The 11,267-nt window shown below is 42.2% G+C and carries 10 protein-coding genes; 2 read left to right on the top strand and 8 right to left on the bottom strand.

The window, feature by feature from the left end:
• Window positions 1–58: 58 nt before the first annotated feature.
• On the bottom strand, window positions 59–613 hold the full coding sequence (locus E1163_RS09285) for a hypothetical protein (protein WP_155171162.1): 555 nt from the start codon (window positions 611–613) through the stop codon (window positions 59–61).
• Window positions 614–829: 216 nt separating this feature from the next.
• Between E1163_RS09285 and E1163_RS09280 the strand changes: the two genes are divergently transcribed.
• Window positions 830–1,456 carry an MCP four helix bundle domain-containing protein gene (locus E1163_RS09280; protein ID WP_155171161.1) on the top strand — a complete coding sequence of 209 codons (627 nt, stop codon included), beginning with the start codon at window positions 830–832 and terminating at the stop codon, window positions 1,454–1,456.
• 20 nt (window positions 1,457–1,476) lie between these two features.
• Here E1163_RS09280 and E1163_RS09275 read toward each other — a convergent pair whose 3' ends face one another.
• The 6 genes from E1163_RS09275 to E1163_RS09250 form a co-directional block, all read right to left on the bottom strand.
• Complete coding sequence (locus E1163_RS09275; protein ID WP_155171160.1) at window positions 1,477–2,178, bottom strand: hypothetical protein; 702 nt, start codon at window positions 2,176–2,178, stop codon at window positions 1,477–1,479.
• Window positions 2,179–2,181: 3 nt separating this feature from the next.
• Window positions 2,182–2,652, bottom strand: a complete 471-nt coding sequence (locus E1163_RS09270) for a hypothetical protein (protein ID WP_155171159.1) — start codon at window positions 2,650–2,652, stop codon at window positions 2,182–2,184.
• A gap of 14 nt (window positions 2,653–2,666) precedes the next feature.
• A complete protein-coding gene (locus tag E1163_RS09265) occupies window positions 2,667–4,640 on the bottom strand; it encodes a hypothetical protein (RefSeq protein ID WP_155171158.1) in 1,974 nt (657 codons plus the stop codon).
• Between the two features lie 24 nt (window positions 4,641–4,664).
• Window positions 4,665–5,234 carry a hypothetical protein gene (locus E1163_RS09260; RefSeq protein ID WP_155171157.1) on the bottom strand — a complete coding sequence of 190 codons (570 nt, stop codon included), beginning with the start codon at window positions 5,232–5,234 and terminating at the stop codon, window positions 4,665–4,667.
• A 102-nt stretch (window positions 5,235–5,336) separates the two neighbouring features.
• Complete coding sequence (locus E1163_RS09255; RefSeq protein WP_155171156.1) at window positions 5,337–5,729, bottom strand: hypothetical protein; 393 nt, start codon at window positions 5,727–5,729, stop codon at window positions 5,337–5,339.
• 441 nt (window positions 5,730–6,170) lie between these two features.
• Window positions 6,171–7,490 carry a discoidin domain-containing protein gene (locus E1163_RS09250; RefSeq protein WP_155171155.1) on the bottom strand — a complete coding sequence of 440 codons (1,320 nt, stop codon included), beginning with the start codon at window positions 7,488–7,490 and terminating at the stop codon, window positions 6,171–6,173.
• A 314-nt stretch (window positions 7,491–7,804) separates the two neighbouring features.
• Here E1163_RS09250 and E1163_RS09245 point away from each other — a divergent pair, with 314 nt between their 5' ends.
• Window positions 7,805–9,514, top strand: a complete 1,710-nt coding sequence (locus E1163_RS09245; RefSeq protein ID WP_155171154.1) for a tetratricopeptide repeat protein — start codon at window positions 7,805–7,807, stop codon at window positions 9,512–9,514.
• A gap of 287 nt (window positions 9,515–9,801) precedes the next feature.
• On the opposite strand, the gene E1163_RS09240 is transcribed toward E1163_RS09245, so the two are convergent.
• On the bottom strand, window positions 9,802–11,267 hold a 1,466-nt coding region (locus tag E1163_RS09240; protein ID WP_155171153.1), incomplete at its 5' end, for a tetratricopeptide repeat protein.

The raw sequence follows: 11,267 nt of genomic DNA, 5'->3' as shown, positions 1-11,267 counted from the left end.
ACATAAAGTCCATGAATTTTTGGCTCTGTTCGTTAATATCTGCCATTCTTTAATATTTTTATTTTTTAATTTCTTTTTGTTTCACCTCTGTATTATCTCTGGTTGAAAATGTCAATGTTATTTTTTTCGTTGAATTAGAAATTACAATAGTCTCAACATTTATGGTCCCTTCGGACTCAATCATACCATAGCTTTTCTCAAAAATGAATAATTTCCGTTCTTTCACTTCATAGGCGCAACACCGGCTCATAAATCCTTGAAATGGAACAGAGATAATTACACCTTCCTGTTCGTGCTTTTTTTCACCTGGAAAGATTGGATAGAGAAGTATAACTAAAATAACTCCAAAAAAGAAACTACGGAAGATCCAGGCAAGTACGGCCAAAATCATCAACAATACATACATTGAAAAGTAAAAGGCTATTTTTTTAAATGGTCTGAGACAAAAGAAGAAGAGCATACCCCCACTTAGAGCCACCACAACCGCCATTGCTAATTCTAAATGATCATTGAGACTATATTTAGTCAATGCCTCAAAAAGGATGTTAAGTAGCACTATAACCAAAACAGCAAAGTGGAACTTTATCAGTGCTTTTTGCAGCTTTTTTCTCATGTTACATGCTTTAAGGCTAAGGTTATACACATTCCCTTTGAGACTCAGTAAGTTCCTCAAAAAAAGTAAATTTTTTACCCTTATTTTTTGTAAATTAAATAATAGAGTCTTGATGTACCGGCTACTTAAGAAGGGCTGGATTGCCCATTGCTTTTGCCAATTTGCCGATCGGCCATTGACTCCGGACTCAATACTCATGACTAAAACTCTACTAACATGAAATGGACATACCAAATCGCCCAGAAATCGAAAGCAGCGTTGGGTTTGGGCATTATTTTTTTCATTATGCTGATTACCAGCATTGTCGATAAAAGTCATTTTTCTGCATTGCAGAAGGCATTTACATCAGTATATGAGGACAGGCTGATGGTTGAAAACTATATTTATAAGCTCTCGGATATCTTTAATCAGAAGAAGATCCTGATCGAAAAGGACAGTAAAGCCGTGAGCCAGTTTGATGATGATATACAGCAGTTGATAGTACAGTATGAGCAAACGCGGCTGACGCCGGATGAAGCGATATATTTCGGCAGGCTGAAAACTGACATTCAACAGTTAAAGTCTCTGGAGCATAGATATATTTCTGCACCTGAACAGGGCCTGATCAGCAGCATTGAGCAAGAGCATATAAGCATATCGTCTAACCTAAAGCTGCTCTCCGACATACAGCTTACGGAAACCAGGAGGATACTAAAAACCTCTGATCAGCTCATAGCCAGCAGCAATTTTAATTCGTACCTGGAGATCTGCTCACTCATAGTTATCGGCCTTTTGATCCAGGCTCTGATCTATAGTTCCAAATCGATAAAGCCAAAGTTCAGACAAAAGAGCCATCTGAACTGATTGCGTAGATTTTGCCGGGTTTATTTACTCAGGGCTTCGAGTTCCGCCCGGTTCACCAGTTCGGGGTGAAAAGCATTGACGAATCCATAGTTGTAAAATGATAGCTTCATTTTAACACTGTCATTTGCCAGATCATACTTTGCGCTCAAAAACCCTTCAACCTGGCCTTGCGCATTTTCCATCATGAATGTTGAAGCTGTCTCTATGTATGGGTCTTCAATAAACTGGCGCAACTTCAACTTTTCAAATTGTACTTCTGAGGCCACGGAGGTAATATCCGCCAGCTTCACTTTTTCATCAAAAGCCATACACTCCCTGCAAACCAACCATTTGGCCTGAGGTATCAGGCGGTATTTCAAAGTTATTTCCTTTCCTGCCAGACTTTCCAGGCCTTCGGCATCAGTAAAAGTCAATGTATCACCCTGGGCCGTCCTTACCTTCATCACTGTAGTGAGGTAGTCTGCAGGCATAATCAACTCCTCCCTGACTGATAAGACCTCTGCCTGAGCTTGGTGTAGCTCCGGATCATCTTCTTTATTAACAGAAGCTTCTTTCTTACTCTCAACCAGTGGTCCTTCAACATCCATTTGCTTTGTGGTTTCGTTAGCCTGTACGGTATCAAGGGCCACATCAGCGGCTTCGGAATTCGTGGCTTGCTGACATGAGAAACATATTGATACAAGCAAAAGCAATTGAAAAATGGCAGCGTTTATACAGTGCATGGTTTACAACATTTCTTTAAAAATTTCCTTTAGATAATAATCCAACAGGTTTTTCTTCATTTCATCAATATTCTCATTGTAGGTATTCTTTAGGTAAACCTGGTTTTCATCAAGGTTTTCGGGAAAACGTGCGGTACTGTTTTCTCCGTCACCTGCCCTGACTATTCTTAAAGTATAGTACTGAATCTCATTAGAAGGATGATATATCGTTATTTCATTGAACCTGTCGTACTCAGGATCTCTTAAAAACTGGTTTACATTTTCGGGATTAAGGTAGATATCAAAATTATTGAGCCTGTAGTGTGGGTTATTGTTGTCAATATTCCGGTACGTTTTTCTGTCACCATTGATCAGGATAAAGCGCTGTATTTGCTCAAACTGCTGCACGGAAATATGCTCTGTAATATTCACATACTTGTCATCGGGGATAGTGAAGTTCATGGTCATGATGATAATAAGCAATATGCCTTTCACAGGTAGGTATCTTTTTAGCTCCAGGCTATTTTTTCACGGTTTCTGAGCGCTTCCTTTCTTTCTTCCCAAGCCTCAAACACTTCCTGCGGGGTCATCTCTCGCAGTTGCGCCCACTTTATTTTTGTATCCAGGTAGTAACCCTCCCTGATCTCGTCAAAAAAGGCCAGGGTATCATTCAACAAGGCATAAAGTTTTTTAAAACCCCGGATCTGCGGCATCTGAACCAGCTCTTTAATATGATCTTCCATACTGAGTTCAAACAAAATAAGGGATTTGACAATATGATACAGTGCCTCGCCTTCATCTTCCTGCAACAGGGCCAGCCGTATCCTCAGCATTACCGGCGAAGAGTACATGCCCTCTCCCTGATCTTCGGAAATTGCCGCAAGGGCTTCCAGTTCCGCCATCGCAGGCTTGATGATATCAGCAGGGTGTATGTAGCATCGCTCCAGGTACTCCGTATAATGCATAAATACGGATGGATTGCCCTCAACCAGGCTGATGTGGTCTCTATAGCATTGGGTAGCCTGATTACGGTAGTTTACTCCCTCGTTGTGGTTATTTTTCGAAAAATAGATATCTGAAATATCCTCCAGGGCGGAGGCTTTGTAATAGACCTCAAAAGGCGCATCTACAACCTGCTCGATCAATCGCTGAAAATGTGCAACGGCTGTCTCCAGAAGATCGATACGTTTGTACCTGTTTCCTTCGGCATGAAAAAAATGACCGGCTTCAGTCAGTTGCATCCTGGTTGTCTTTTGTTTTTTCCAATTTACAGCCTCATTCAGCCAATACTGATAATCATGTTCGGGGAAGAGGCTGTCGGCCAAGGCATACCACTCTACATATTCCCTAAGCCTCTTATAAGCCAGGGCAATATTCAGAGCCACCGCGTGCCTGCTGTCATTCTGCGAAATACCCAATGCCCTGAACTTGATAATCTCATTATCCCTAAGCTCATGCCACTTTTTATATCGTTCTTTAATTTCCGGCTCCGTCAATCCCTCCATTCTTTTGTTCTTTCTGACGTCATACGGAATATAGATCAACTGCAGGTAAGTAAACCAATCACCTTCTGCGGGATCCAGGGCAATGGAGGTATTGATAAATTCGAGGGCACGATGCCAATGCTTATCATCAAAATAGTAGTACTCGGCCAGCATATCATTGATCTGTGCCAGTTGCTTGTAGCTTTCCTGCTGATCTTCCAGTGAGTCCAGCATATTGGCCTGAACGGCACGCTCTGCCTCGTTAAAATAATGTTCTACTTTATCTTCATGCTTTTCAATGGCATCTTCCAGTAGCATCATATAAGCCCTGCTGTAAACATCCCACTGCTCCTTGCCTACAAGCATGCTTATTTTTTCGGCTATCGGGATCAACAGCGATATTCCTGCATCCGTAAGCTTGCCACAGGCAAAGTCATAATCCATCTGTGCGAATACGGAGAGATACCCGTGGTAAGCCAGCTCTTCCTTTTCGGCCGGAGAGCCCGATGCCATGTAACGTGTAAATAATTTATCAAGGCCATCCAAATCCCAGCGGCCTGCCAACCTGCTGATGCGACTGTGAGCTAAACCTTTCTCTACATCTTCGTCATTCAGAAAATAATTATCCACCTGGGCATGGTCCAGGTAATCCATATGGTGGTGCCCGGGTTCTTGCTGAAAATACTCCTCCTCAAAATAATATGCAGTGAAGTAAACATGGAAATTATCTTCCACCCTATGCTGCTTTTGCATTTGGATCATCTGTACATACCCTTGCTCATCCACATATTCAAAATGATTATGCTCACTTCCCGCATCATCAATTTTATGTGTCTCAACAGCATAAACAGGAAACCCTTCCAGGGGAACGGTTTTTAGTGTAAGGTTTGCAAGTCCGGCTTCTTTAAGCAGTTCCAGATGTTCATTGATTTTTTCTTTCCCGTGAGAAACAGCCAGCACACTTCTTTCTCCTTCAAAATGTATCTCAATTACCTGCATTACTTAGTAAAATTATAAGATGGTTCATTTTAGCTCCACCCATTGGTTCTCTTCATCAATATCACACTCAGGGAACATTTGCGGCAAAACAGCGTAGGTACCTTGCAGTGGTTCTGAGGGCTCCCCTGATCTTTTATTTACAATATAGTGACAAAAAGCAGTTTTACTATTGGTATTGACATAATAATTCTCATCATCTTCGGAAATCTCATGATTCATATATGAATAAGGCAATCCCAGAAGTTCTTTGAGATAAGAAATGGTTTGCCGCTGCTCCTTGTCAGGCACAAAAAAATTGTTTCGGTAAAACCAACTGTCGAAGGGAGAAATCTCTTTACTGATCAATGCTACGGTGATATCATATTCAAAGTGGCTGCTCGCGGGTATATAGCGGATCAGTCTTCTGAATTTCACCTGTACTTCGTGCTTGTTTACCCAAACTGAGGGTTCATAATCTTCATAGGAGATATGGAATTCCAACTGCCTGTTCATTACCAGCTTCCATGCCATTTGTATAAGGGCAGGCTTGCCCATGGCTATCAGTTTATCCATATCATTCTCCATCGTTTCGCCCGTTGAAATGTAAAGTAACATATAATCCAAAGATTAGCGAAGGGGAAGCTTTTGCAGAAAGCTTTCCCCTCCTAAATTATTATAATTCAGATCATTAAAGCCGAGACCAGAAGACTTTTTTTATTAAAGCTGACTCTCTACGTAGCTTGCAAGCTGCGAGTCGGAATAAGCACTGAAAGAATCTCCAACCAGCTTTACTTTCAGATCAAAAACGTCACCGTTGAATTCCATGGCTATATCATCAGCATTTTCAATGTTGGTGAGCTTGATGGTACTCATTTTCTCCTTTAGTGCTTCCTTACCCATATCATCAACACAGATTTTTTTTAAGCAACCGGTAAGATCGCTAAACACGATGTCCAGCCGTGAAAGCGGATAAGAATCATAGGCCGTGAAAGTATTCCAGTCGATATCAACTTTGATGTCGTATCCTGCAATTTCTTTGATTTGCGACTCAAATGCCGGCAACTTATCATTTTGAATTTCCTGAGCAAGGCGTTTTTCTGCTAATCCCATAGTTTTAAAAATTTAAATTTTATCGTTTTTTATACGAAGTCAAATGTACCTACAGGAGCAAGCAGATAAAACACTACTTCTAAGGGTTTGAATAAATCACTAGAAATGGTGATAAGGTTATGTAAACCATTGGGTTATAGAATATATAGCAACACATCACACCTTAAAACCTTACCCTATAATCCCTATCCTGTTCCAGGATATAATGAGGTCTTTTCATGATAATGACTTACATTATTTACTACAGCATTAACCCCCAGGGAGAAAGCCAATAGGCTATGGTCTAAATTGGTATATGGACAGCAACAATTCCGGTTCTGCGAAGGCTAGAATTGAAACGAAACAGTGAGTTTTTACCTCTCCTTCTTATACTTACAGGACAAAAGGTAAGGTTGCACCAAAACCCAAAGGCTCCGGCACAACCAAAACACTACCGACTAATTAATCTCCGTTAACTTCAAATTCTACTATACGCGTATAGTTATCAATACCGGGGTCTGTTACCAGCAATGCCACATACCTGGCTGTGAGGTTAACAGCATAGGTATTGCTATTGGCCTGGGCACTGTTATTGGCATTTACAATGGTGTACCATGGCCCGGTAAAGGAATTGCTGTACTGGATCTGATAGGCTCGCGTGTTAGATGAAGTGGGCTCTCCTACACTGCCAGCATGAAATACCTTGAATTGCTTGATGTTGCGCAGGGCACCAAGGTCAAGGGTCATCCAGGAGGTCTGGGTGCTGCCATTGCTTACCCATTTGGTGTAGCCGGTATATTGGCCATCATAGGCTTTATTACAATCGTATTGGCTACTGTAGGCAGAGCTTCTGTCGCAGTTTACTGCATTTCTGGCCCAATTGGTCATCGTTCCGCCTCCACCAATATCAGGACAGTTACCAACACTTGAGCCCAGGCCACCCAATATACCAATGCGGCTATTTTGTGTGGCTGGAGGGTTAACATCATAGCAGGGCCAGTTGCGGTAGTTAAACACCTCTATGTGAAGGTGGCAACTTCCCCAGCATCCATTTCCATTGGGATTACCTGTAGAGAATGTAGTGCCTATTTTCACCGGCCCGTTAAGATTTAGCACCGTACCTACGCTATAAACCACATCACTGGCCAGGTGCGCATATAAAATCCAGCCCAACTGGTACTCTATACCGTTATAAACTCCTATGATCTCCCATTTTTGCGTATATCCACCCTGGTTGTACCCACCACTTTTACAGGCATAGCCAAACTCCAGCAGCTTAGCCTTCAGCGACTGTGGCGCCTGCCCTCCGGGGTACTGAATGGCGTTTACATCAAGATAAACATTCTTATAACAGGAAATAAAACCTCCGAAATCAGCCGAGGAATTGCCATTATCAAGCCAGAAGTCTCCCGACCAGTCACCATACCAGTATATACCGTGTGCCGGAGGTCCCCAGTAGCTTGTAGTCTCTGTTTTCCCGCTATAAGGACTGTTTACCGACACTGCCAGACCATAAGGATTATCAGTCCGCCCCGTAGCCGAATTTTTATTGCCTTTATAATAATCACTTTCCACACTTTCTATAAGCAGATCCTCGTGGATCAGTGCCGGGGGTTTGTTGTCCCCTTCCCTGTTCCCGGGAAGTACAGCGGTAGCACCCTCCAAATTATCTCCCGGCTGCTCCCGGTTCAGGTCAGACTCAGCTTCTTGTTCATTACACGATGCGAGTAGCATGAGCAGCATCAACATCATGGCAATTGCGCTCTTAAATAGATTTTTCATAATAGTGTTGGTTTAGTTGAAGAATAAATTTGACAATTGATCGAAAAGCTCTGTGGTAATAAGCTGCAACGAAACACGGTATAACCTGCCGGAATTGAAAAAAAAGCACTAGGACATTACTAGTACTGACCCAAGAAAACTTTGTTAAAAGAGGTAAAAGCTCCCTTTACAGCCGATAAGCGCGACATCCTTGCGTATTTTCTGTCTTGTGATAGATACAGTGCGGGAATGGCGGGCACGGTAATGGAATAGTCCCGTAATTGTTGTCACATGTTAAACCTATAATACCTGTAAACCTATACCTAACCTCAAAAATGAAATCCCCTTACATTTTATGTTTGTTGTTTATAGTTTCTATTTATGCCGACGGCCAAAGTAAAAAGGACAGCCTTTTATCGGTATTGCATGCTTCAGATGACACCAGCAGGGTACTGATCTACCAGGAGCTGGCCAGGTTCTATAGTCATGGTTCTACAGACTCGGCACTTTACTATACCCACCTCGCCCTTGAAGAAAGTGAAAAGGCAGGCTATGAAAGCGGCAAGATCCGCTCATACTGGATATTGGGGCTATTGTATTCCAACCAGGGTGACTTTCCCAAATCCATAGCGTACTGCAAAAAGACGTTGCCCCTTCTCACAGACAGCCTTCAAATCAGCAGCGTACTCAACAATCTGGGTGGGGCTTATTTCGACATGGGCTCGTGGGATGAGGGCATTGAATACTTTCTGCAATCACTGCGCATCAAGGAACGGCACAACGCATCCAGGCGCCAGTTGGCTGCGGCATATCAGAACCTGGGGGCCTGCTATCAAACCGTTGGTGACCTTAACACGGCCCTGAGCTACACCAACGATGCCTACGATCTCTATGGAGAAATTGACAATAAACTCAAACAAGGAGATGTAATGATGAACATAGCCCTCATCTACCAGGGGCAGGACAATATACCAAAGGCCCGGGAGGCATTCTCCACTACCATAGCCATACAAAGAGAGATAAACAACCTCAAAGGATTGTCCAACACCTATAGCGGTGTAGGTGCCCTGATGCATTTGCAAAAGAAGTACGACAGTGCATTATATTTTCTTGAGCGCTCGTTAAGCCTGGCTGATTCGGTGCAGAATTACCACTACACGATTATGTCAACTGTGAATATTGCCGGGGTGTGGTATGACAAAGGTGATTATCAAAAGGCCATTGACCTCACTAAATCCGCGATAGTCGGGCTTGATTCCATGCCTGCACTTAAGCTACTCAGGGATTCGTACGAGATCCAGGCCAAGGCTTATGATAAATTGGGCATGGTTCAGGATGCCCTGTGGAGCTATAAGCATTTTTATCACGTGCGGGACAGCCTGCTTAATAAAGAAAAGCTGCAGGACATACACGAAATGAAGCTTCAGTATGAGACCGAAAGACAGGAGATAGTAATGGCCCGGTTAAAAGCTGAGGTTGTGGCAAAAAATGCGCAGGCCAAAACGTCCGCTTTTATGGCATTGTTGGGTTTTATCGGCATCATAGCGTTGGGGTATATTTTATACCTTCGATCAAAACTGCATAAGCAACGAATGGCTCGGCTGGAGGCAGAAAAAAAACAAAAGCAGTATGAGTTGGAGATGAAGGAGCAGGAGCTATCAGGGCTGAGTATGAATATGCTGGTAAAAACCAATACGCTCAAATTGATCAAAGAAAAGATCTCCAACGGGAAGGGTTCGTACAATGCTGAGGCTATCAAGGCAATAGATAATAACCTGAAGTTTGACAAGGAATGGGATGTGTTTAAGTTGCATTTCGAAAAAGTGCATCAGGGATTCTTTGAGCGCCTTTCAAAAACCTGCCCCAACATTACGCCCAACGAACAGAAACTGTGTGCTTATTTAAAAATGAATTTTTCCACCAAAGAGGTATCAAAGATTGCCAATGTATCGGTAAGTGCGGTTGACAAATCCCGCCAAAGGCTCAGGAAAAAGCTGAACATCGACTCCAAAGAGAACCTCGTATCTTTTATTCAGGGGATATAAATATAAACTGTTCCTGTTTTTTTGATGCCATCGATAGCGAAGGCCTCAGTGGCAGGCTCAAGGATCAAGCGGAATTTCTGGGGAGCCCCTAAATTTTTACCTCTTTGCTGACAGACAGTTGTTAATAGCAATCGGCAAACTCGTATAATATAACAACAAGCGCGGTTTACTGATTTTCAGTGGGAAGTTTCACATTACTTGTTTTACTTTCCAATCTATTTACTCCACAGATTTTACCCTTGTTCCAGGCTCAATCAGCAGTATTGGTGCATATGGTATAACTGGCCTTAGTCATCAGAGACACTGGCATGCAATCGCTCCAATACCTCTTCAATGGATTCATTTTCATCCAATTCGAGTTTCTTCTTCAGGCGGTGGCGCGACTTTTTAACACTTTCGCCCGTGATACCTAAAATTGAGGCGGTCTCTTTTATGGTCAGTTTCATTTTTATTAATGCAGCCTGTCGTATTTCCGAAGTGGTCAGGTTGGGGTAATGGTACCTGAGTGAGGCTATAAAATTAGGATAAACATCCTCAAAGGCCTTCTTAAAATTCTCCCAGTCATCGTCTGTCACTATGTTGAACTGAAGCACTCTGTTAAACTTCTTGATCTTCACATCGTGTGTGGCGTTCTGTTTGAATATCTGTAATTCCTTATTTACTTTTTCTACCAGTTCAGACTTTTCTTTCAGGTTACGAATGCTGTACTGCAATAACTGCCTCTTGTTATCAAGGCGTTTTTTCATCAGTAGATAGCGTCGGTTAAAAATAAAAAAGCCAATGATCAGCAAGGCCACCAAAACTCCTATGAGGGCATTTCTTCTCAACAGGTTGGCTTTATGGCGTTCATCTACAAGTTCCATATTATGGCTATGCTTCAATTTTTCAATTTCCTTCACGTTTTGCATGTTTTTCAAACTATCGTGAAGGCCTATGTACCTGGATTGGTAACTAAAAGCATTTTCATAATCACCTAAAGCATAAAGAGCCTGATGCATGCCTTTGTATGCATCTAAAATATCATGTTTTGAACCTGCCAAAGAGGCAAAATGTAAAGACTGCTCTGCTGAAGCCCGGGCTTTCTGAGCATTTTCCTTAACGAGGTGTATTGCACTGATAGCACAATAAATGCGGGAAATAAGAATTATTTCTTCTTTTTTGGTAGCATACGGCAAGGCAATCTTTTGGTACTCTAATGCTTTGTCCAGTTCTCCTTCTTTATAATAAAGTTTGCCCAGAGCATTGTAAGTGCTGCCCAGCCTGATGTCATCATTCGTCTCTTTAGCTATTTCAAAAGATCTGTTGTAATACTCAAATGCCTTCTTGTTATCTTCATTTTCTGCATAAACATGAGCAATATTCCCTAACAACAAGCTTTCCATTCGCCTGTTTTTCAATGAGCGCCATAAACTGAGGGATTCTTTATAATACTCCAGCGCCTCCTTGTCCTGGCCAAGAGATTCATGCACAAGCCCCAGGTAATTACAACACTCTGCCATTCTTTGCCTGTCATTACTTTCCTTACATTTTCCCAGTGCATCATGTAAATACTCCAGGGCTTTCATGCTGTTTCCGGAATGTTCATAATAATAAGCAAGTAAAAAATCTACCTCAATTAGCCCTGTCACATAACCAATTTTCTCTGATATTGCTGATGCTTCATCCGTGTATTTAAATACATCCCCTTTGGCAAAGTAGGTCTGTATGCTACCCATTTCAATAAGTGCATTGACACGGGAGGTATCCTCCTCAG

Origin of the sequence: Fulvivirga kasyanovii (assembly GCF_009711405.1) — a bacterium.
Taxonomy (GTDB): Bacteria; Bacteroidota; Bacteroidia; order Cytophagales; family Cyclobacteriaceae; genus Fulvivirga; species Fulvivirga kasyanovii.
Note: the sequence above shows the minus strand (reverse complement) of the source record. Positions and strands in the feature narration are given on the sequence as shown.